Here is a 21,074-nt window from a genome sequence, read left to right on the forward strand (position 1 = left end):
CTCCAAAAACCATCTTGGCTTCTTTTTTGCTGACTACTCCGTTATCAGTGAGATGTTTGATTTCGTTGGAGATAGCATTGGACCCGATAAAAGTAACTGAATCCAGCCAGTCGTAGATACTTGGATCAATATTTTTGTAATCGCTGACCCTTGTGTTGTGGTATTTCAGGTCATAGGCCACAAACAGGTGTAGTTTCACTTTATCGTTGTTTATTAGATCGTATTCATTCCAGTTATTAACATAAGTCTTGATTAAATTTTTGAAATTTTTTCGTCCTGTCACAAATCCAATTGCCATATTGATCGTCTCACCTGCATTATTCAAAGCAATCTTCACCTTCTTTAACACTCAATTAATAAAAAATCCAACTCTATTTTCAAATAAAGTCAGAAGAAAAAACGTGCAGATTCAGGTGCTGACTTGATTCGTACGTAAATTATAGCAAATAAGGAGAATAAATGCAACAACTTGACTAATTCCATATAAGTTTGCGGTTAGGGCCGCGGCTGTTGTTCCTAATAAAAAAATAAAGAGCCTTATATTATGGGCCCTTTTTATCTCCAGGGAGTATTGCCTTGTCTGTGGGTAAATGGTGGCGGCGCAGGGATTTGAACCCCGGACACTGCGGGTATGAACCGCATGCTCTAGCCAACTGAGCTACGCCGCCGCTTGGGCGTTTTTGCTTCGCGTTTACCGCCAAGCAATGGCCCGGTATTAACCCGATAACCGGAAATTGCCGCTTGGGCGGCAAACAGGCAGGTATGCAAGTATATATGGAGCTGACGACCGGGATTGAACCGGTGACCTTATCCTTACCAAGGATACGCTCTGCCTACTGAGCTACGCCAGCTTGTCATCATGGTTGCGGGAGAAGGATTTGAACCTTCGACCTTCGGGTTATGAGCCCGACGAGCTACCAGCTGCTCCATCCCGCGGTGTTCAACCAGCCCATTATCTATTACTTTTGGGCCGACAAAAATTATTATATAACATGCCTGCTCTCGAGGTCAAGGTTTGCCTGCCGGTATTTTGCTCGATTCGGCTGGTATATAATGTTAATTCACTGGTCTCTTTTCTCCAGGTACCTCTCCAGCTTCCTTTTGACCCTCTGCAAGGCATTATCAATAGATTTGACGTGCCGTTCCAGCTCCACAGCAATTTCCTGGTATGTCTTGCCTTCCAGGTACGACATCAAAACCTGCCATTCAAGCGAGCTCAAGATCTCTCCCATTTTTTCCTCAATATCGTCAAATTCCTCGCGGCTGATAATGAGCTCTTCCGGATCCGTTATTTTTGTTCCTGAAATAACGTCAAGCAAAGTGCGATCAGAATCCTCGTCGTAAATAGGCTTATTCAATGAAACATATGAATTAAGCGGGATGTGCTTTTGCCTGGTGGCGGTTTTGATGGCGGTGATTATCTGCCGCGTTATGCACAGTTCGGCAAAAGCGCGAAAAGAAGAGAGCTTATCGTAACGAAAATCCCGAATGGCTTTATACAAGCCGATCATACCTTCTTGAATGATATCTTCGCGGTCGGCGCCAATTAGAAAATAGGAGCGGGCTTTGGCCCTCACAAAATTCTTATACTTGTAAATAAGAAATTCAAGGGCTTCGTTATCGCCATCCCTGGCCAGGTCAACAACATACTCATCCTCCAGGAAATCAAAAGAGTCCACCATTTCACGCTGGGCGCTTGAGCTCATCTAATTCTCGCCTCCGTCTTTATCATAGAAGGATATGTAAAAATAATTTCCGGAAAAGATGTCCGGAATTCTTTATGCGCTTGAAGAATGTTGTTCGAGCTCGCCTGTTGGCAATATATTTATATAATTATAAATCTTGGAAATGACTCGAAATAATTATTAACTTGTCTCTTACACAGAATTTATTATAACTGACTGCCCGGGCAATCGTCAAGGTATACTTCCTCATGTCTTGCCCCTCCGCCATTTTTCCAGCTTTTCCTTAACTTCGACCGGCAGGTGGTAATGCAAGCTCCCCAAACCTTTTCTTTCATCCCTGGCCAGTTCCATTGCGCCGGAAACAGTGTTTTTAATGTCCTCGTACAATTCACGGGCCGAGATGCGCAGCGCTCCCCGCTGCAAACTGATGCTCTGTTCAATCCAGTCGGAGGTGGCCACAAAAGTGTACCCGCGCCGCGAGAGTTCTCCCACCATCCTTTCGATAAGCATATCAGCAGTCTCGCCTTCCCGCGTAAAAATCACTTCCACTGAATGGTGAGTTTCCTTCCTTTCCAGACCCCCCTTGACCTGGTGAGCATCAAACACGATTATTATCCTGATTTTTTTGATGCCCTGGTAGTTTTCCAGGATCTCGATGAGCTTCTGCCGCGCGTCTTCAAAGCTTTCTTCTTTTATTCTGTTCAGTTCCGGCCAGGCGTTAATCATGTTGTAACCGTCTATGACCAAGTAATCTTCTTTGCCGTCCATCCTTTACCTCCTGCCGCGCTGTCTCACGATCTCATAAAGCAGCACCGCAGCGGCGGCAGACACGTTAAGCGAGTTTACCCGGCCATTCATGGGAATTCTAACCAGCGTATCGCACTTTTCTTTAAGCAGCCTGCTCAATCCCCTGTTTTCACCACCCACAACCAGGGCAAGGGGACCTGCCAGGTTGGTTTCAAAAAGGGTTTGCCGGGAAGAGGGGTCCGCGCCCGTAATCCAGCACCCCTTATCTTTCAGGGCATCTATGGTCCGGGCAAGGTTTGTCACCCGGGACACGGGAACATGTTCGATTGCCCCGGCCGAAGCCCTGGCTACACCAGAAGTAAGCGGCACAGCACGGTTTTTGGGTATGATCACACAGTGGACCCCGGCCGCATCGGCGGTACGCAGGACGGCCCCCAGGTTCTGCGGGTCTTCGACGCCGTCAAGGAGCAAAAAAAGCGGCGCATCACCCTCTCTGTTGACTCTTTCCAGCTCTTCTTCCCAGTCGGCATACTCCCAGGCGGCGATTTGCGCCGCCACCCCCTGGTGAACACCGCCGCCCGCCAGATAATCGAGCTGCTTTTTGTCGGCATGCTGGAGCGGGACGTTGTTTTCCCTGGCCAAGGCGGCTATCTCGCTAACCGAACCGCCCAGGGAGCCTTTAGCCACCAAAATTTTATTGATTGTTCTTCCCGCTTTCAATGCTTCGATAACGGGATTCCGGCCAAAAATGTAGCCCATTGGACACCGCCCGACCATTATTTATTATTTAATGTTGTTCCTGACCGCACCGTTTGCATATCTTAAAAAGCTGTAGCGAATGCCGTTGTAGATCCTTGATTCTCCCGCGGACACCAGCCGCCATGTTTTATCATTATCAAGGTCGGGGAAGAATCTGTCCGCTTCATATGTCCTCTCAATCCTAGTCACATGTGCTTCCGTACAGTAAGGTAAAAGCTGCTTGTAAACCGCTTCCCCCCCTATTACGAACACGTCGTCCGCCGGATATTTTTTCAGTTCTTGAAGGAGCCGGCTTAAAGAAGGACAAACGGTAATTCCTTCATTAATATAATTAATATAATTCGCTTTTGTGCTGAGCACAATGTTAATCCTGCCTGTTAAAGGCTCTTTATTCGGCAGTGATTCGAATGTCTGTCGTCCCATGACCACGACCTTGCCCATGGTCAGCTGCTTAAAGCGCTTCATGTCTTCCGGTATCCGCTCCAGTAAAGCTCCCTTAAAGCCGATTCCCCAGTTCATATCAACCGCGACGATAGCTTTCATAATATTATTCTTTTTATTCTCCTTCACTTTTATATAGCAACTGGGATATTTTTTATTTGCGACCCGCTCTGGTAGCCCTCCAGGACAAAGTCATCAGGTCTGAAGTCATAAAAGTCCTTCTTGCGGGGGTTAATCAACAGCTTCGGCGCCGGGTACGGAGTTCTGCCGATAAGCTCCTTGACCAGGGGAACATGCCGGTCATAGATGTGAGCATCGGCTATAACATGAATTAGTTCTCCGGCCTCCAGGTCGCTGGCCCGGGCAAGCATATGCATTAAAACTGCATACTGGCACACGTTCCAGTTGTTTGCCACCAGGACATCCTGCGACCGCTGGTTTAGTATGGCATTAAGTTTTTTACCCGTGACATTGAAGGTAACGCTGTAAGCGCAGGGGTATAAATTCATTTCGTGCAAATCAGCGTGGTTGTACATGTTGACGATCATCCTCCGGCTGTACGGGTTATGCTTCAAATCATACAGCACCCTGTCCACCTGGTCGAATTCCCCTTCCTGGTACCTGTGCTTGATGCCCAACTGGTAGCCGTAAGCCTTCCCGATCGAACCGTCTTCATTTGCCCAGCTGTCCCAGATGTGGCTGTTCAGTTCTTTTATATTGTTGGATTTTTTTTGCCATATCCACAGTATTTCATCAACCGCTGCTCTAAGGTTCGTTGGCCTCAAGGTTATAATCGGAAATTCTTCTTCCAGGTTATACCTGTTAACGACACCGAACCTCTTGATTGTATGAGCGGGAGTGCCGTCCGGCCACCTTGCTCTCACAATTTCTTTTTCTGAAGAATAGCCGTTTTCAAGTATATCCTTGCACATCGAAATGAAGAGTATATCGGCTTTACTCACAGCAGCATACCTCACTTGGCTTTTTGGTCTGGCTGTTTTAATCGGTTGTCATTCCGCTTCTATTTTATCAAATAAATGTCCCAGCAGTTCGCCGATTCTTTCTTCCCGCCGCATCAGGAACAGGTAACCCAGCAAGGCCTCGAAACCTGTACTCAGCCGGTATTCAACCATCCCGGAGCTTTTGGGGTGATGCCCTGTTTTGCTGTTGCGGCCGCGCCTGGCCACGTCTTTTTCTTCTTCGCTGAGCTGGGACTCCAGCTTGTGCAAAAAATCAGCCTGCCTGGCTGCCCTTACCAGGCCGGAGGCCTCTTCATGGAGCTTTTTTACTCTGGTCAGCCCTTTTTTTATCAGGTAAACCCTGACATACAGTTCGTAAACGGCATCCCCCACGTAAGCCAAAACCGCGGGCGGCAGCCGGCGGGGGTCTTCACCGGGGTATCTCCACAAGTCCGCTCTCCCCCTTTTTACTGGTATCTCCAGCGCACGCCCTGCGGTGTATCTTCCAATACTATGCCTAACTGCTTCAAGTTCTCACGAATTTTATCGGAAGTCTGGTAGTCCTTTTTAGCCCTTGCTTCCTGGCGCAGGGCGATAATCAGGTCAACCAGCTGCCCGACAAGGGCCGGCTCGTGTTTTCCGCTGTCATCCAGCCGAATTCCAAGAACTCCAGATAGTTCTACGAAGGTCTCTTGGCCGTATTCCAGGACTTCCAAAACCCCGGGGGAAGCTATACCCTGCGCCGCAGCGGTATTGAGAGTACGGGCCAGGTCAAACAGAGCGGCGATGGCTAGGGCGGTGTTAAAGTCATCGTTCATTGCTTCATAAAACTGGCGGCGCGCTGCTTCCACTTCCTTGGGCAGCTGCCCGGGAAAGACTAAACCCGCCTGTTTTTCCGGGGAAGAAACATCCCCCACTGCTTCCCGGCAAAGCCTGTATGCATTCCGGAGCCTATCCCAACCCTTTTTAGCCGTTTCCAGTTTTTCATCGTCAAAGTCAAGCGGGCTGCGGTAATGCGTGGACAGCAGGTAAAACCTGACGGCACCAGGCGCATACAAATCCAAAATGTCGCGCAGGAGGAAGAAGTTGCCCAGTGATTTGGACATTTTTTCTTCGTTGACGGTGATGAAGCCGTTATGCAGCCAGTACTTGGCCATAGGAACGCCGTGCAGCGCTTCTGACTGCGCTATTTCATTTTCGTGGTGCGGGAAAATAAGGTCACAGCCGCCCGCATGAATATCAAAACTGTTGCCAAGATACTTGTGCGACATGGCGGAGCATTCTATGTGCCATCCCGGTCTTCCCGGTCCCCACGGGCTTTCCCACCATGGTTCCCCCGGCCTTGATTTCTTCCACAGCGCAAAGTCTGCCGGGTGCGCTTTTCTTTCGTCAACTTCCACCCTGGCCCCGGCCATGAGCTCGTCAAGGGTACGTGAGGACAGTTTCCCGTATTCTTTGAATCGGGTGACCGCAAAGTAGACATCGCCGTCAATTTCGTAGGCATAGCCTTTTTGGAAAAGGCCTTCAATAAATTTTATGATGTCGTCCATGTGTTCGCTCACTCTGGGGTGAACTGTTGCCCTTTTGACCATAAGGGCGTCGGAGTCTTTATAGTACTCCCTGACATAACGCTCCGCGAGTTCGCTGGGCGGCACGTTTTCTTCCCTGGCCCGCTTGATGATTTTATCGTCTACATCTGTAAAGTTCTGGACGTATGTTACCTGGTAGCCCAAATGCTCCAAGTAACGCCTGACGGTATCGAAAACCACCAGCGGCCGGGCATTTCCCAGGTGGATCAAGTTGTACGTTGTCGGCCCGCACACGTATATCCTCACTTTTCCCGGTTCAAGCGGGATGAATGCTTCTTTTTTCCCCGTGAGGGTATTGAATACTTTTAATCCGCTTTCATTCATAAAACGCCACTCCCTATTCGCCATTCGCCCGTTTTTCCCTGCGCTGCAAGAATTAAGCGTCAACACCCGCCTGTTCGAGCGTCCTGGCGATGCGCCTCAAGGCCAGGTCTTTGCCCAGTACGGGAATGATGTAAAAAAGTTCCGGCCCATGCGTGCGCCCGGTCAGCGCAGCCCTGACCGGCATGTATACTTGTCTTCCGCTCAGTTTTAGTTCCTTGGTAATACTTTTCATCATGTTTTTGATGTTTTCGGGCGTAAGCTCGTCAAGTTCATTGATTTTTCTCCGAAACGAATTGATAACCGCCGGGAAAGTGTCTTCCCGCAGCAATGCCTTGGCTTCGTCACTTTCGAGGACAACATCTTCGCCGGCCAGGATATCCATGTGCTCAACTATTTCACTGATAGTGCTCAAGTGCTCCTGCAAAGCGGTCACCACCAGTTCGGCCCATTTCATATCCTTTTCGGTTGGAACGCGCGAAAGGTAACCGGCCTCTTGCAGGTACGGAACAGCCATCTTGGCAATTCTCTTCGCCGGGCTCTTCCTGATATAGAAACCGTTCATCCAGCGCAGTTTTTCCAGGTCAAAAACCGCAGGGTTTTTAGCCACCCTGTCCAGGGAAAACCGGGCAACCAGTTCCTCCAGGTCCATGATTTCTTCTTCCCCGCCGGGGGACCAACCCAGCAAGGCCAAAAAATTGATCAGAGACTCAGGCAGGTATCCCATTTCCCTGTATTGAACGATGGAAGTAGCGCCGTGCCTTTTGCTCATTTTCGAACGGTCTTCCCCCAGGATCAGGGAAATATGAGCAAATTCCGGGAGCGGAAAACCAAGGGCTTCATAGAGCAAGACCTGCCTGGGTGTGTTGGACAGGTGTTCTTCGGCCCTGATGACATGGCTGATCTTCATAAGCGCGTCATCAATAACCACAGCATAGTTATATGTAGGAATGCCATCCGACTTGACGATGACAAAATCTCCTATCCCGCCGCTTTCAAAAACAACCTCGCCCCGCACCAGATCATTCACCACAATGTTTTTGTTTTCGGGAACGTGAAACCTGATTACCGGTACGCGGCCTTCTTTTTCATATTTTTCTTTTTCTTGCAATGACAGGTGAAAGCACTTTCCGCTGTACCGGGGAAGCTCGCCTCGGTCAAAGAATTCTTTTCTTTGCTTTTCCAGTTCCTCCTCGGTACAGTAACAGTGATATGCCTTACCTTCGGCCAGCAGCCTTTCAGTGTATTCGCGGTATATCGACAGCCTCTCCGTCTGGCGATAAGGACCGTAAGACCCGCCGATGTCAGGCCCTTCGTCCCAAGTAATCCCCAGCCATTTCAAGGACTCCAGAATGTTGCGCTCCGATTCCCTGCTGGACCTCTCCAGGTCTGTATCCTCAATGCGCATGATGAATTTCCCGTTTTTGTTCCTGGCAAAAAGAAAGTTGAACAGAGCAGAACGGGCTCCCCCGATGTGCAGCGGTCCAGTTGGACTAGGCGCGAATCGCACGCGTATTGCTTCCATAATTGTCAATTATCCTCCCCGGTGTTTCTTGTTTTATGATGCACTTTTTCCACCAGACAGACGGCATATGCGGCTATACCTTCATTTCGGCCGGTAAAACCGAGCCCCTCTGTAGTGGTGGCTTTCACGCCGACCTGTTCCGGTTCCAAACCGATAACTGCGGCGATTTTCTTGCGCATCTCTTCCCTGTAAGGAGCAAGCCTGGGGGTCTGGGCCACAACAGTGCAGTCAAGGCTGCGGCAGGTGTAGCCGTTTTCTTTCAGCAAGCCGGCAACCCTCTGCAACAGACGCGTACTGTCAATATCTTTATACTGCTGGTCGCTATCGGGAAAATGCTCGCCTATATCGCCGAGAGCGGCCGCACCCAACAGGGCGTCCATTACGGCATGAAGCAGCACATCCGCGTCGGAATGCCCCCAAAGTCCTTTTTCATAGGGCACCACCACACCCCCCAGCACCAGTTTGCGGCCTTCAACAAGCTTGTGCACATCAAAGCCGAAACCCACGCGCATCTATTTCACCTTCATCATTTCTTTTATGAAAACCAGGTCATCGGGAGTCGTAACCTTGATATTTGAATACTCTCCTTCCACCATGAAAACCTTCTCCCCCAGCCTTTCCACCAATGACGAATCGTCTGTCCCCCGCCATCCTTCGGCCTCAGCCTTTTCATAGGCCCTCATTATAAGCTCCCGGCGAAAAACCTGGGGGGTCTGGACCTGCCATACCGTGCGCCGGTCCGGTGTAGACCGGACAGCCATGTCAGCGCCGACTATTTTTATTGTATCTTTAACCGGGACGCCAACCACTGCAGCCCCTTTCTCAAATGCGGCCCGCAGTACCCTGGTGATGGTTGCTCCCGAGACCAGCGGCCTGACCCCATCGTGAACAGCGACCCATTCCACGGCAGAACCGAGAAGCAGCAGGCCCCGCGAGACGGAATCCTGTCGTTCTTTTCCGCCGGCAATTACCGCTCCCACTTTATTATAACCGTACCTGTCCACTATCTCCTCGCGGCAGTAGGCAATATCACCGGGCTGAACAATAACTATGATCTCTTCTATAAGAGGGTGAGTTTGGAATATTTCCAGGGTATAAGATAAAAGGGGGCGGCCGTTTACCTCAAGATAAGGCTTACTGACTGTCCCCCCCATTCTTTTCCCTTGGCCTGCGCATGGTATCAAAACCGTTACCTTAGCCAATGGCGTCCACCTCGTACAACGTCCTGTTGTCATTGTATTTTGGTTTGGCAAAAATCATCCGCCCGGCCGCGGTTTGCAGAACGCTGGTAACGATCACATGAATTGTCTGGTTAATGTATTTCTTACCCTGCTCAACGACGATCATCGTCCCGTCATCAAGATACCCGATACCCTGTTTGGACTCCTTGCCGTCTTTGATGATCTGGACAATCATTTCTTCGCCGGGAAGAAAAACAGGTTTCAGCGCATTGGCAAGTTCGTTAATGTTAAGAACCTTTACTCCTTGCAGTTCAGCCACTTTATTAAGGTTATAATCGTTCGTTATTACCACACCGTTTATTACCTGAGCCAATCTGACCAGTTTGCTGTCGACTTCGATAACCTCCGGGAAGTCGCGTTCATCAATTTGCACCATGACATCGAGTTCTTTTCTGATTTTGTTGAGAATGTCCAGCCCGCGCCTGCCCCTGTTTCTCTTTAAAACATCGGACGAATCGGCAATGTGCCGGAGTTCTTCCAGCACAAAAGACGGTATAACCAGTATCCCATCGATGAACCCGCTTTTGCAGATGTCGGCGATCCGCCCGTCAATAATTACGCTTGTATCAAGGATTTTATAATAACAAGGCGGTTTTGTCTCGGTCTTATTTGTGGTCTTATCTTTGTCTTTTGCTATTTTAGGGAATATGAGAAAAACGCTCAGGAGTTCCTCCTTCTTTTTCAGCCCAATGCTCATCCCTAAATAACCGAGAAGGACGCTTCCCGCGACCGGCACGTAATTGCCCACCAGGGGAATTCTGGCAAAGGTCGACCCTAATAAGCTCGCAATTATAAGTCCGACAATCAGACCTATAGCCGCTCCCATCAAATCGCTCAAAGGCATTTTTTGCAGCTTGCTTTCAACCCAATCCGTCATTTGAATAACCCAGGCGATCAAGTGCGGAGCAACGCTATAGCCTATCAACCCGGCTAACACCCCGGGGAAAACAGTAAGAGCCAACCTGATTTCCAGATTTGCGACGCTAAACCACCTGCTGTGTGTTAGGGCATAACCCAGGTAAACACCACCGCTAAGAAAGGCAAGGGCAATAAAAACCCTCATTATCTTTTTGACCATTCTTTCACCTCCTTCTCTAACCCTGCTGCGACCCTGGTGTCCATTCTCATATATTATAAGTGAGGTCCCGCGATTAGGCAAGATTAAACTCCAATTTTTAACATCTTTCTTTTAATACTTTATTTTATAAATTAAGTAAGGCCAGCTGCTGCTGGCTTCTCGCTTTCGGCCGAGGAGAACCAGTCCCGCTTCCGGCAGTGCAAACCTCCTAAGCCATGTATTCTTCTAAAAGATTTCTGATGCTCTCTTCTTTGCTGTTCCGGGCTAAAACCAGTTCACTGATGAGAATTTGTCTTGCATTATCAAGCATCTTCTTTTCCCCGGTTGAAAGCCCTTTCTCTTTATCCCTGGCCGACAGGTTTCTCACAACTTCCGCTAGTTCAAAAATATTCCCGCTCTTTATTTTTTCCATATTCGAACGGTATCTCCTGTTCCAGTTTGCGGACATTGCCGAGTTTTTTTCTTTGAGAATGGTCAATACCCTCTCTACACCGTCTTCATCTATTACCTTGCGCAGGCCGATTTCCGAAACATTTGACGTGGGGATCATTACCCGCATTTCCCCAATCGGCATGCGCATTACATAATATCGCCGTTTTTCCCCCAGGATTTCCTTTTCTTCAATGGATTCTATTACTCCCGCCCCGTGCATGGGATATACTATTTTATCCCCTATTTTAAACAAATAATCACCCCCGTTTAGAGGCTGCTGGTATAATTTTAACAAATCCGCTTAACAATGTCAAAGGTAGTATATTATATCACAGCATAAAAATTATAGTCAATATTTTTTGTCCACTTTTTTTACCTCTTTTTTGCCAATTGGTTATCCCTGTCCTTGCTCAAGGCTGGTTTGAATTGACAGGACAAAAGATTTATCAGTATAATAACACTAGCATATAGAGGTGCGAAGTAAAGGAAGTGTTTTTAATGGCCGAACTTCACTGTGAGGATTTTCAACAAACCGTTTCAAACTTTCTCCTGCGGCACCAAAGCATCCTTGATTTACTTTCTAAATCTTTTGAAACTATGTCAAGGGTTAATAGGGCCATAACTAAAAGTGTAACCACGTGCGGCTGCCTGAGAGTACACGCCGAAAAAAAACCGCTTCCCCGGGAAGCAAGCCTCCAGGACTTAAAAGAACTTTTTTCTTCTCACCTTGAAGGCCAATTATGCGACAACTGCAGGGAAATCATTATCAACGAAATGGGAAAAAATCTTTTTTACTTCACTGCTCTATGCGACACTCTGGGCATCGGCCTGCAGGAGGTACTGGAACAGGAAAACAGCAAGGTGATGACCCTCGGTAAATTCAATATGACCTGACATGGCATCTGGCCGGTGATAAAAACTGCCGCCCCCGGGTAAAAAGCATCCGGGGGTTTTACTATTACCTTCAAAAAATTTTATTTCCAAGCGGCCTCCAGGGCTTCACCGACCGTCTTTACGCCGTATACATTAAGCCCTTCAGCCACCGCTTCTTTATATGAATGGACAGGCGCTATGCAGTGCCTGAAGCCCATTTTTTTTGCTTCCTGCAGCCGCTGCTGCAAGTATGGAACACCTCTCACCTCTCCGGTAAGTCCGATCTCTCCCATTACCGCAAGATCAGCCAGGCACGGTTTATTTTTAAAGCTCGAGGCCAAGGCAATGGCTACACCCAGATCAAGGGCCGGCTCCTGGATTTTTATTCCGCCGGCTATATTCACATATGCATCCTGGCCTGCAAGGTTCAAGCCGACCCTCTTTTCCAGCACGGCAATAATCAGATTTACGCGGTTAAAATCCGCTCCAGCGGTCATTCGACGCGGCTGCCCGAAAGATGACTGGCTTACCAGTGCCTGGATTTCCACAAGAAGGGGACGCGAACCCTCCATACAGGCTGCCACGACAGACCCCGGCGAAAAGAGGGACCTCTCCGCTAAAAAAGCCTGGGACGGGTTTAGCACCTCCACCAGTCCCCGGCCGCTCATTTCAAACACGCCAAGTTCAAAAGTTGATCCGAAGCGGTTCTTGTTTGCTCTCAGAATCCTGTACTGGTACTGGCGCTCCCCTTCAAAATACAGGACCGTGTCGACCATGTGCTCCAGCACTCTCGGACCAGCAACAATGCCGTCCTTGGTAACGTGTCCCACAATAATAATCGGGATGTGCAAGTTCTTGGCCAGGGAAAGAAGCCGCGCCGCCGCTTCTCTGATCTGCCCAATGCTGCCCGGAGCCGCAGCCAGTTCAGCCATGTAAACCGTTTGGATGGAATCCACAACCACCAGCGAGGGCAGCAGTATCCTGACCTCCTCCTCTATTGTTTCCAGGTCTGTTTCAGGCCAGACCAGGATGCCGGCATTGCCAAGTCCCATCCGCCCGGCCCTAAGCTTTATTTGCTGGGCCGACTCCTCGCCCGAAATAAAGAGAACCTTTTTCCCGCTCCCCGCAACATGAGCCGCCGCCTGCATAAGCAGGGTCGACTTGCCGATGCCGGGATCACCGGCCAGCAGGACGAGCGTACCCGGAACCAATCCCCCTCCCAAGACTCGATTGAATTCGCTCATGCCCATGTCAAGCCGTTGCGTTTCCAACGGCATAACTTCCGAAAGCGGTTTTGGCTTTAAAACGCCGTCTTTCCCCCGGTCTTTCCCTTTTGTTTTTCTCTCCAGCTCTTCCACCAGAGTGTTCCAGCTTGCGCATTCCGGGCATTTTCCCAGCCAGCGCGGGGATTCAAAACCGCACTGCTGGCAAACATACTTGCTCTTCTGCTTTGACAATGGGCATACCCCGATTCATCGTTAAATTTTACCTTAACCCCGTCAACTAACCGGGCTGGCCGCCTTAATCACGATTTCGCCGTCCCGGGCGTCGACTATAACCTGCTCCCCTTTCCGGAAGGTTGCCTTCAACATCTCTTCGGACAACCTGTCTTCCACCAGGTTTTGAATAGCCCGGCGCAGCGGCCTGGCGCCGAATGTCGGGTTGTATCCTTCCTTGATGATGAGTTCCTTGGCGGAATCGGTCACCTGCACGATTATATCCTGTTCAGCGAGCCGCTTGATCAGGTTGTTTACCATCAGGGTAACGATCTGCTTGAGGTGTTCCTGATTCAAGGGATGGAAAACGATGATGTCTTCGACCCGGTTCAAGAATTCCGGGCGAAAGGCTTTTTTAATCTCTTCCATGATCCTGTTCTTCATCCGCCTATATTCGTCTTTTTCCGTATCGCCGGCCGTAAAACCTACGGTGGCCTCTTTCCTGAGCGTCGTTGCCCCAACATTTGAGGTCATAATGATGACGGTATTGCGGAAATTGACCGTGCGCCCCTTGGCATCGGTCAGACGGCCATCCTCCATCACCTGGAGCAGGGTGTTGAAAACATCGCTGTGCGCCTTCTCTATTTCGTCCAGCAGGACGACGGAATAGGGCCTGCGCCTGACCGCTTCCGTCAACTGCCCGCCTTCATCGTATCCAACATAACCGGGAGGCGCTCCGATCAGCCTGGCCACAGTATGCTTTTCCATATACTCCGACATATCAAGCCTGATCATGGCATCCTCGTCGCCAAAAAGTATCTCGGCCAGCGCTTTGGCAACTTCCGTTTTGCCGACCCCGGTAGGCCCGGCAAAAATAAAGGAACCGATGGGACGTTTGGGGTCCTTAAGACCGGCCCTGGCTCTCCGGATCGCACTGGAGACCGCTTTAATGGCCTCGTCCTGACCCACAATTCTCTGGTGAAGGACCTCTTCCATCTTCAAGAGCCTTTCCGACTCTTCCTGGGCCAACCTCTGCACAGGGATACCCGTCCAGCTCGACACGACATGAGCAATGTCGTCTTCAGTTACATATTGAATCTCCTTATTTTTTTCTTGTTCCCACGTTGCCTTTATCTCCTCCAGCTCTTTGCGGGCTTTTTGCTCCGCATCGCGCAGTTCGGCTGCTTTCTCGTATTCCTGGGCCATTATGGCCGCCTCTTTTTCCTTGTTCAGGTTCTCGATGTTCAATTCCAGGGTGCGAATATCGGGGGGACAGGTATGCACCTTCAGCCTGACCCTCGACGCCGCTTCGTCCACCAGGTCAATGGCTTTGTCGGGGAGAAAACGATCAGTAATGTAACGATCGGAAAACTCCGCAGCCGCCCTGATCGCCTCGTCCGTTATTTTTACCCGGTGGTGAGCTTCGTAAAGATCCCTCAACCCCATAAGGATAGCTATTGTCTCCTCTTTGGTCGGTTCGGCGACCATAATTGGCTGAAAACGCCTTTCCAGGGCCGGGTCTTTCTCCACATGCTTGCGGTACTCGTCCAGGGTGGTTGCGCCGATAGCCTGCAGTTCTCCCCTAGCCAGCGCCGGTTTGAGAATGTTGGAAGCGTCAATGGCCCCCTCCGCGGCGCCGGCGCCAATGAGAGTATGCATCTCATCGATGAAAACAATCACGTTCCCGGCCGTCCTTATTTCTTCCATCACTCTTTTCAACCGTTCCTCAAAATCGCCGCGGTATTTGGAACCAGCCACCAGCGCGGCCATATCCAGCGCCACAACTCTTTTTCCCTTTATTGTTTCAGGAACCTGTCCCTTTTCAATACGCTGGGCCAAGCCTTCAACAATGGCCGTCTTACCCACGCCTGGTTCACCAATCAGCACTGGATTATTTTTCGTTCTCCGGCTCAGAACCTGGATTACTCTTTCTATTTCCTTGTCACGCCCGATAACCGGGTCTATTTTTCCTTCCTGCGAGAGATGGGTAAGGTCACGGCCGTATTCATTAAGGCTGGGCGTCTGGGTATTCCTGTTCGCTCCCTTTTTCCCAGTCATATTGTTGTTTACCGGTGCAGGAGTACCCCCTAACAAAGCGAGGACCTGCTTGCGGATAGCCTCGGCTGAAACACCCAGGTCTGAAAGCACCTGGGCAGCAACGCCTTCTCCCTCTCTAACCAAACCCAGGAGGAGATGCTCCGTGCCGACGTAGTTGACCCCCCATTTCTGGGCTTCATCGTTGGCCAGTTCAAACACCTTTTTTACTCTCGGAGTTATACCGATTTCCTCCGGGGTCTCCCTTCCCGGCGCAACAAGCTCTTTTACGGCCTTCCTTACCGTGTTGAGGTCCAACCCAAGATTAGTGAGAGACTTGGCTCCGATCCCTTCGCTCTCCCTGATTAAACCCAAAAGCAAGTGTTCGGTACCCACCGCGGGGTGCCCTAACGACTTCGCCTCTTCCCTGGCTAAATATACCACATGCTGGGCCCGCTGAGTAAATCTCGCAAACATTTTTTACCCCCTCTTTTTGTTAAGCTTTTCTTTAAACAGTTTTGCTCTCGCCGCATCCCTTTCCGCCGCTTCCATGTCTTTTCCCGTAAAGCTCTGTAAAAAACCCGGCTGGGAGGAAACCATCAGTTCGTTCAGTTCACGTATGCCTAGATTGATTTTCAGCAATCCCAAACTAACGCCCAGCCTAATATCAGACAGCAGGTTCAATGCCTCCTGGGAGCTTAAGGTCGCGGCGTTCGTCAAAATGCCATAGGCCCTTCCAACCCGGTCTTCCACTTGTAACGGCGTTTCTTTGAGAAGTATTTTCCGGGTCTCCTCTTCCTTTTCGATAATCTGCCGGGTCACTGAGGCCAGGTTTTGAATTATTTCCGATTCTTTCTGGCCGAGTGTTATCTGGTTGGATACTTGAAATATATAACCCGTGGCTTCCGTGCCTTCGCCGTATAGACCCCTGACCACAAGCCCCAACTGCCCAAGAGCGCTGAAAATCCTGGATGCCTGTCTCGTAGCCGTCAGGGCCGGCAGGTGAACCATCACGCTTGCCCGCAAGCCTGTTCCCGCATTGGTGGGGCAGCAGGTCAAATATCCCCTTTCCTCGTCAAAGGCATACTCCAGCCGGCTTTCCAACAGGTCGTCGACCTTATCGGCTTTTTCCCACGCTTCTTCCAACTGCAGTCCAGTCAAGATGACCTGTATCCTGATGTGGTCCTCTTCATTGATCATAATGCTTACTGATTCGTTCTCGCTGACCAGCAAGCCTTTATTGGGCCTGTTTTCCGCATGTTCCCGGCTGATAAGATGTTTTTCGAGCAGTATCTGTTTTTGTAAGGAAGGCAATTCATCCATCCTGTAAAAATGCAGCCTGTCCCAACCTTCCAATTCCAAGGACTCAGCCGCCTTTTTCACTCTTTCCAAAACCGCATAGCTGCTGGTTTCATTTTGAAAAGGCGGCATGGGCAGTTTATCAAGGTTACGGGCCAGCCTTATCCGCGAACTGATGACTATGTCCCCGTGGGGACCTTCCCCACCGGTCCAACCGCTGGCAGGGCTGGATACAATTTTCTCGATCACCTTTCCTCACCCCTTGCCATTTTCTCTTCCAGTTCTTTTATTCTATCACGGATCTGGGCGGCCTCTTCATACCTTTCGTTTTCCACTGCCCGTTTCAAGCTGTTTTTAAGTTCCCCCACCTCTCTCTTTAAGACAACTGAAAACCCCAGGCGTTTCGGCACCTTGCCGGTATGCCGGCTTGTGCCGTGAATTTTTCGCAAGATGGGTTCAAGGCGGATGGAAAAATGCTTGTAGCATTCGCTACATCCAACGTACCCCGTCTCTCCAATTTTGCGATATGAATTAAAGCAGTTGGGGCATTTATCGTCAGCTTCACGTTTATCAAACCCGACCTGCTGTGTTAAAAACCCCAACAGGTTGCTAAGGTTGTGCATGGGAAACTGGGGGGGGAACCCCACATTTATCTTCATTTCTTGAGCGCACTGCTCGCAAAGGTGAGTCTCATGCTTTTCTCCGTTGATTATTTGAGTAATGTGGACATTCGCCGGTTTCTGGTGACACCTCTGGCACTCCATTCTTATGCACCCTCCCTAAAGATCATTGCGGCTCAACGCCGCCAGAGCGGCCTGCAGTATTCTGGACCGGATGATGTCGCGTTCGGGTAATTCAAGCTGCAAGGTGTTCCGGTCAATGGCCGCTCTCAAAATATGGTATTCGCGCGCAGTGATTATTTGTTCCTCTTTCAACCGCTTGAGCAGGCCTTCCGCTTCCCACTGGTCGATTTCCAGGCCGATGTTTTCGAAGATGTCCTGAATTGTTGAATCATTGCTCGACCAGGAGAGCTTAACTATTCTAAGATACCCGCCTCCTCCCCTACGGCTTTCTACAAGATAGCCCTGGGCAGGAGTGAACCGGGTGCTTAAAACATAATTGATTTGGGAAGGAACGCAGCGAAAAACCTCCGCCAGCTCGCTGCGCTGTATTTCCACGAAATTGTGCTGTTCGAGGAGTCTTTTAATGTAATTTTCTATCCTTTGGGATAAACTCATTCCTGTCACCTGACCTTTGCTGACCTTTCGTTAATATTATACCAGATTACATCAAAAATAAATCAACCTCTTTACGCTTTATATTCTTTCATTATCCTTATTTTTTAGCCGCAACTGATATAATTCCTAACCATTCCTCACCTTTGCTTTGACTCACATATATTTTTGGTTCTCCGGCAGGATTTTTGTCGTCATGTAAAGAATTATAGAGCGAACGCTCATCGTTGATGAGTATATGGGGGGTTGTGTATGCGAATAAACGGCTCGCAGGAACTGCTGCTTAAATTTAAGGATGTTTCGCCTTATATTAATCTTATCCTGGAAGAAGATGTGGGTATTTTTGTATATGATCTAAATGAATTGCTGATATATATTCCCAGCGCCAACATTGACCTTGGCATAAAAGCGGGAAGTCCAGTAATCGAAGGTACTATTCCGGACCGCTGCATGAAGAGCGGAAATAGGATAGTAACTATTATCAGCAAGGAAAAATCAAGGTTGAATATCCCCTATTTGAGCTGCGCAACCCCAGTATTCGAAGGCACAAAAGTAATAGGATGTATCATTACCAACCAGAACCTGAATATTTATAACAACATCTGCGAAGCATCTCAACAGCTTAGTCTTTCTTCACAGGATTTGCTCGCTTCCATGGAAGAAATGACTGCCCAGGCTCAACAGCTGAACGAGACCACCCGAACCCTGGATGAACTGGGCAAAGCCATTCACCAGGAAATAATGGATACTGATAATATCGTGGAATTTGTCAACAGAATCATCAAACAAACTAACCTGCTGGGACTAAACGCGGCAATCGAAGCATCTCACTTGGGTAACCTTGGGCAGGGGTTCGGAGTTGTGGCCAAAGAAATAAGAAAATTAGCTCAGGAAAGCGCTCGCTCAGTTAAAGAAATAACGGAATCCATCAGACATATACAGGCAAAAACGACCGGGTTTTCTGTGCAGGTCAACCAGATTCAAGAAGCTGTGGGAAAACTGGCAGCAGTATCAGAAGAGGTGACAGCAGCCAGTGTTCTCCTGTCTGAAACGGCCAAGAATCTATCTAAGATTTCGAAAGAGATGTATCGAATCACCACATAAATAAAAAGCATTAAACAATGCTTTCTCTTTGCCCACGTGGTGGAATATACCTGTTCGTAATAAAAAAGGAGGGAGAACCGCCCCTCTTCTTTATTTTTAACATTTATATATATAATGGCCAGTTGTACCCAAAGCGCTAGGCGCTTTTTGTCGAATTAATATAGGAAGTCATCACTTTCCTGCGGATTCGTTGAATGGCGTTGTCAACAGCCTTTGTCTGGATCTCAAGAATCGAGGTAATTTCCCGATAACTTCGCCCCTCGATCCGTAAAAAAAGGACTTTCAATTCCAAATTTGTCAGTTCCCTTTGTAAAAAGTTCATTAACTCCTGCAGCCCTTCCCTGGCGATAAGGGCCGATTCAGGAGTATCTTTTTCGTTTTTCATAAAATTCTCTCCAGAATAATATTCCGAACCATAACGGATGTTTTCTTCCTCAACATATGCGTAAATCGGAATCGCTTCATTTAAGATCTGCCTTTTTTTCCGGTTGGATCGGCTTACAACTGAATCAAGCTCCCTTTTAATACATATAAAGGCAAAATTGCGAAACTTTACTTTTGTCGTAGAATCATAGGCTTTGACCGCTTCCAGCAAACCTATCATCGCTTCCTGCAGCAGATCTTGCTGGTCTCCGTCCTTTAAGTAGTATTTTTGACATACATACCTGATAAAACCCCTGTAAATACATAATATCTTTTCCAATGCCTCGTTATTTCCCCGCTGTGCACTTAAAACCAACTCTTCCTCATTTGCGTAGGCCGGTACCCTGCTCATACCATGCCCTCCCTCCCAGAGGTTCTTTTTATGGTAACAAGTTATCATAATTTGACAATTTTTTCATCCTGCATATTTCCTATTCTAATGGGGCTACGGTCCTATTTTATACATTTTCTCGCGTTATTTCCTCTTTTCTCATTTTTTATTTTTATCGACATATTTTGTACATTTTCCTATTAACGTATCATTTTAATCGCAGTATACGAAAATTAATAACTAATGAAGAAATAGACAAGGTAAAAAAATATCCCCAGCCTGGGCTGGGGCTTAATTGTACATGGCTCCCCGAGCAGGATTCGAACCTGCAACCTACCGGTTAACAGCCGGTTGCTCTACCGTTGAGCTATCGAGGATTGAACAACCGCAATTGCTATATTACCACAGGCGCCTTTACCTGTCAACAAACCCGAAACTTAACTGTGGGCTAACCCCAGCATCTTTCAATCTTGACCTTGCTCCATTTTTTTGACCAGTTCCTGCGCAAAGTGTCCAAGGTCATTCTCGGTGAAAGATTTCATCGTCCCCGCACAAACAGTCCGGATGGCGACGTTGATCCACTCATCCGGGACGTTCATTTCCTGCAGTTTCTTTTTGAGGTTTACTGCAGTCCTGATACCCTCCGTCGAACTGAGGATGTTTATTCTCTCGACAAGGCTTGAATCACCTTGTTCAATCTTTCCGAATCCTGCAAGCAGTCTTTTTATTAATTCAAATTTCTCCTGGTCAAAACAGTTAACCACAATAATCCCGGGTTCGCCCCTTAAGATCGAACCGGCATGGCCGATTATTTTTGCGTCATAAATAAAAACACCTTTTCTCTGCCTGTGTAATTCAGGCAACACATAACCGGAGGTGGCCATATTAAGTATTATAGTACCTTCTTTGACAATCTCCAGCAGCTTTTCCACCGCTTCGTTAACAGCCTGCTTCGGCAAAACCAACATCACCATGTCGGCATCCGCCGCGCCTTCATAGCCGCTGAAAGCTCTGCCGCTGACTTTGCCCGCCACTTCTTGGGCCAGTTTAAAGTTGCTGTCGATTATTGTTATTTCTGTTTCAAAAGGCAACCTTGAGGCAACTACCGAGCCCATCCTTCCAGCCCCTATTACCGAAACGCTGTAGGTCATAATCCTCGCCGCTCCTTTGTGTTTTTTATTACGAATATTTTGTTGTAATATTATTTAATTTTATATAATATAGCAGGAATGCGAAAGATTTGGCAGAATCTTATATATGAAATTGATTTAGATTTAATACAAAAAAGGCTCTTCTTTTGAGCCTGTAAATTTAAATCTGGAGCGGGTGATGGGAATCGAACCCACGCGACCAGCTTGGAAGGCTGGGACTCTACCATTGAGCTACACCCGCATATGGCTCCCCGAGCAGGATTCGAACCTGCAACCTACCGGTTAACAGCCGGTTGCTCTACCGTTGAGCTATCGAGGATTAATTATTCCTGGCAGCGACATACTCTCCCAGGCCGCCAGGGCCAAGTACCATCTGCGCTGAAGGGCTTAACTGCCGTGTTCGGGATGGGA

Annotated in this window: 22 protein-coding genes, 6 tRNA genes and 1 rRNA gene; 2 read left to right on the forward strand and 27 right to left on the reverse strand. The window is 48.6% G+C overall.

The window, feature by feature from the left end:
* The 16 genes from NUV48_13145 to NUV48_13220 all read right to left on the reverse strand — a co-directional run.
* Positions 1–337, reverse strand: a 337-nt coding sequence (locus tag NUV48_13145) for a hypothetical protein (GenBank protein MCR4443084.1), incomplete at its 3' end; no start/stop codon positions are given.
* 254 nt (positions 338–591) lie between these two features.
* A tRNA-Met gene (locus tag NUV48_13150) sits at positions 592–668 on the reverse strand.
* 107 nt (positions 669–775) lie between these two features.
* Positions 776–851, reverse strand: a tRNA-Thr gene (locus tag NUV48_13155).
* Between the two features lie 9 nt (positions 852–860).
* Positions 861–936 (reverse strand) — tRNA-Met (locus NUV48_13160).
* Positions 937–1,061: 125 nt separating this feature from the next.
* Complete coding sequence (gene sigH, locus NUV48_13165; protein MCR4443085.1) at positions 1,062–1,706, reverse strand: RNA polymerase sporulation sigma factor SigH; 645 nt, start codon at positions 1,704–1,706, stop codon at positions 1,062–1,064.
* A gap of 225 nt (positions 1,707–1,931) precedes the next feature.
* Positions 1,932–2,453, reverse strand: a complete 522-nt coding sequence (locus tag NUV48_13170; protein ID MCR4443086.1) for an NYN domain-containing protein — start codon at positions 2,451–2,453, stop codon at positions 1,932–1,934.
* 3 nt (positions 2,454–2,456) lie between these two features.
* Positions 2,457–3,191 (reverse strand): 23S rRNA (guanosine(2251)-2'-O)-methyltransferase RlmB, encoded by a 735-nt coding sequence (rlmB, locus tag NUV48_13175; protein MCR4443087.1) that lies wholly within the window; start codon positions 3,189–3,191, stop codon positions 2,457–2,459.
* A 24-nt stretch (positions 3,192–3,215) separates the two neighbouring features.
* The gene (locus NUV48_13180; GenBank protein MCR4443088.1) at positions 3,216–3,734 is read right to left on the reverse strand and encodes a dihydrofolate reductase; all 519 of its coding nucleotides are present in this window, start codon (positions 3,732–3,734) and stop codon (positions 3,216–3,218) included.
* A gap of 29 nt (positions 3,735–3,763) precedes the next feature.
* Positions 3,764–4,594 (reverse strand): thymidylate synthase, encoded by an 831-nt coding sequence (gene thyA / locus NUV48_13185; GenBank protein MCR4443089.1) that lies wholly within the window; start codon positions 4,592–4,594, stop codon positions 3,764–3,766.
* A gap of 48 nt (positions 4,595–4,642) precedes the next feature.
* Positions 4,643–5,041 (reverse strand): ribonuclease III, encoded by a 399-nt coding sequence (locus NUV48_13190; protein ID MCR4443090.1) that lies wholly within the window; start codon positions 5,039–5,041, stop codon positions 4,643–4,645.
* 17 nt (positions 5,042–5,058) lie between these two features.
* Positions 5,059–6,504 (reverse strand): cysteine--tRNA ligase, encoded by a 1,446-nt coding sequence (gene cysS, locus NUV48_13195; protein MCR4443091.1) that lies wholly within the window; start codon positions 6,502–6,504, stop codon positions 5,059–5,061.
* 52 nt (positions 6,505–6,556) lie between these two features.
* Complete coding sequence (gene gltX, locus NUV48_13200; protein MCR4443092.1) at positions 6,557–8,026, reverse strand: glutamate--tRNA ligase; 1,470 nt, start codon at positions 8,024–8,026, stop codon at positions 6,557–6,559.
* 5 nt (positions 8,027–8,031) lie between these two features.
* Positions 8,032–8,538 (reverse strand): 2-C-methyl-D-erythritol 2,4-cyclodiphosphate synthase, encoded by a 507-nt coding sequence (gene ispF, locus NUV48_13205; GenBank protein MCR4443093.1) that lies wholly within the window; start codon positions 8,536–8,538, stop codon positions 8,032–8,034.
* Positions 8,539–9,228 (reverse strand): 2-C-methyl-D-erythritol 4-phosphate cytidylyltransferase, encoded by a 690-nt coding sequence (gene ispD, locus NUV48_13210; GenBank protein MCR4443094.1) that lies wholly within the window; start codon positions 9,226–9,228, stop codon positions 8,539–8,541.
* Complete coding sequence (locus NUV48_13215; GenBank protein ID MCR4443095.1) at positions 9,221–10,345, reverse strand: PIN/TRAM domain-containing protein; 1,125 nt, start codon at positions 10,343–10,345, stop codon at positions 9,221–9,223. Before NUV48_13215 ends, ispD begins: the two co-directional genes overlap by 8 nt.
* Before the next feature lie 208 nt (positions 10,346–10,553).
* The gene (locus tag NUV48_13220) at positions 10,554–11,030 is read right to left on the reverse strand and encodes a CarD family transcriptional regulator (protein ID MCR4443096.1); all 477 of its coding nucleotides are present in this window, start codon (positions 11,028–11,030) and stop codon (positions 10,554–10,556) included.
* Between the two features lie 245 nt (positions 11,031–11,275).
* Between NUV48_13220 and NUV48_13225 the strand changes: the two genes are divergently transcribed.
* The gene (locus tag NUV48_13225; protein ID MCR4443097.1) at positions 11,276–11,671 is read left to right on the forward strand and encodes a DUF1573 domain-containing protein; all 396 of its coding nucleotides are present in this window, start codon (positions 11,276–11,278) and stop codon (positions 11,669–11,671) included.
* An 80-nt stretch (positions 11,672–11,751) separates the two neighbouring features.
* Here the strand turns inward: NUV48_13225 and radA are convergent, their stop codons facing one another.
* The 5 genes from radA to NUV48_13250 are packed head-to-tail and all read right to left on the reverse strand — an operon-like array spanning position 11,752 to position 17,657.
* A complete protein-coding gene (gene radA / locus NUV48_13230) occupies positions 11,752–13,107 on the reverse strand; it encodes a DNA repair protein RadA (GenBank protein MCR4443098.1) in 1,356 nt (451 codons plus the stop codon).
* A 42-nt stretch (positions 13,108–13,149) separates the two neighbouring features.
* A complete protein-coding gene (locus tag NUV48_13235; GenBank protein MCR4443099.1) occupies positions 13,150–15,597 on the reverse strand; it encodes an ATP-dependent Clp protease ATP-binding subunit in 2,448 nt (815 codons plus the stop codon).
* Between the two features lie 3 nt (positions 15,598–15,600).
* Positions 15,601–16,668: a protein arginine kinase gene (locus tag NUV48_13240; protein ID MCR4443100.1), complete on the reverse strand. Its 1,068-nt coding sequence runs from the start codon at positions 16,666–16,668 to the stop codon at positions 15,601–15,603.
* Positions 16,665–17,183: a UvrB/UvrC motif-containing protein gene (locus NUV48_13245; GenBank protein MCR4443101.1), complete on the reverse strand. Its 519-nt coding sequence runs from the start codon at positions 17,181–17,183 to the stop codon at positions 16,665–16,667. Before NUV48_13245 ends, NUV48_13240 begins: the two co-directional genes overlap by 4 nt.
* A gap of 15 nt (positions 17,184–17,198) precedes the next feature.
* Positions 17,199–17,657, reverse strand: coding sequence for a CtsR family transcriptional regulator (locus NUV48_13250; protein MCR4443102.1), 459 nt, complete (start codon positions 17,655–17,657; stop codon positions 17,199–17,201).
* 660 nt (positions 17,658–18,317) lie between these two features.
* On the opposite strand from NUV48_13250, the gene NUV48_13255 reads away from it, so the two are divergent.
* Positions 18,318–18,758 (forward strand): methyl-accepting chemotaxis protein, encoded by a 441-nt coding sequence (locus NUV48_13255; GenBank protein MCR4443103.1) that lies wholly within the window; start codon positions 18,318–18,320, stop codon positions 18,756–18,758.
* 136 nt (positions 18,759–18,894) lie between these two features.
* Here the strand turns inward: NUV48_13255 and NUV48_13260 are convergent, their stop codons facing one another.
* From NUV48_13260 to rrf, 6 genes are all read right to left on the reverse strand, one after another.
* On the reverse strand, positions 18,895–19,533 hold the full coding sequence (locus tag NUV48_13260; protein MCR4443104.1) for a sigma-70 family RNA polymerase sigma factor: 639 nt from the start codon (positions 19,531–19,533) through the stop codon (positions 18,895–18,897).
* 281 nt (positions 19,534–19,814) lie between these two features.
* Positions 19,815–19,889, reverse strand: a tRNA-Asn gene (locus NUV48_13265).
* 87 nt (positions 19,890–19,976) lie between these two features.
* The gene (locus tag NUV48_13270) at positions 19,977–20,699 is read right to left on the reverse strand and encodes an NAD(P)-binding domain-containing protein (GenBank protein MCR4443105.1); all 723 of its coding nucleotides are present in this window, start codon (positions 20,697–20,699) and stop codon (positions 19,977–19,979) included.
* A gap of 131 nt (positions 20,700–20,830) precedes the next feature.
* A tRNA-Gly gene (locus NUV48_13275) sits at positions 20,831–20,904 on the reverse strand.
* 3 nt (positions 20,905–20,907) lie between these two features.
* Positions 20,908–20,982, reverse strand: a tRNA-Asn gene (locus tag NUV48_13280).
* Between the two features lie 8 nt (positions 20,983–20,990).
* Positions 20,991–21,074: ribosomal RNA gene (rrf, locus tag NUV48_13285) — 5S ribosomal RNA — on the reverse strand; the annotation flags it as partial.

This window comes from Peptococcaceae bacterium, assembly GCA_024655825.1.
GTDB lineage: Bacteria > Bacillota > Peptococcia > DRI-13 > PHAD01 > JANLFJ01.

What these genes read in the sequence shown, in the direction of transcription:
- sigH (MCR4443085.1), bottom strand. Translation starts at nt 1,706, where the DNA reads ATGAGCTCAAGCGCCCAGCGTGAAATGGTGGACTCTTTTGATTTCCTG.
- NUV48_13170 (MCR4443086.1), bottom strand. Translation starts at nt 2,453, where the DNA reads ATGGACGGCAAAGAAGATTACTTGGTCATAGACGGTTACAACATGATT.
- rlmB (MCR4443087.1), bottom strand. Translation starts at nt 3,191, where the DNA reads ATGGGCTACATTTTTGGCCGGAATCCCGTTATCGAAGCATTGAAAGCG.
- NUV48_13180 (MCR4443088.1), bottom strand. Translation starts at nt 3,734, where the DNA reads ATGAAAGCTATCGTCGCGGTTGATATGAACTGGGGAATCGGCTTTAAG.
- cysS (MCR4443091.1), bottom strand. Translation starts at nt 6,504, where the DNA reads ATGAATGAAAGCGGATTAAAAGTATTCAATACCCTCACGGGGAAAAAA.
- gltX (MCR4443092.1), bottom strand. Translation starts at nt 8,026, where the DNA reads ATGGAAGCAATACGCGTGCGATTCGCGCCTAGTCCAACTGGACCGCTG.
- ispF (MCR4443093.1), bottom strand. Translation starts at nt 8,538, where the DNA reads ATGCGCGTGGGTTTCGGCTTTGATGTGCACAAGCTTGTTGAAGGCCGC.
- NUV48_13215 (MCR4443095.1), bottom strand. Translation starts at nt 10,345, where the DNA reads ATGGTCAAAAAGATAATGAGGGTTTTTATTGCCCTTGCCTTTCTTAGC.
- NUV48_13225 (MCR4443097.1), top strand. Translation starts at nt 11,276, where the DNA reads ATGGCCGAACTTCACTGTGAGGATTTTCAACAAACCGTTTCAAACTTT.
- NUV48_13235 (MCR4443099.1), bottom strand. Translation starts at nt 15,597, where the DNA reads ATGTTTGCGAGATTTACTCAGCGGGCCCAGCATGTGGTATATTTAGCC.
- NUV48_13245 (MCR4443101.1), bottom strand. Translation starts at nt 17,183, where the DNA reads ATGGAGTGCCAGAGGTGTCACCAGAAACCGGCGAATGTCCACATTACT.
- NUV48_13250 (MCR4443102.1), bottom strand. Translation starts at nt 17,657, where the DNA reads ATGAGTTTATCCCAAAGGATAGAAAATTACATTAAAAGACTCCTCGAA.
- NUV48_13255 (MCR4443103.1), top strand. Translation starts at nt 18,318, where the DNA reads ATGACTGCCCAGGCTCAACAGCTGAACGAGACCACCCGAACCCTGGAT.
- NUV48_13260 (MCR4443104.1), bottom strand. Translation starts at nt 19,533, where the DNA reads ATGAGCAGGGTACCGGCCTACGCAAATGAGGAAGAGTTGGTTTTAAGT.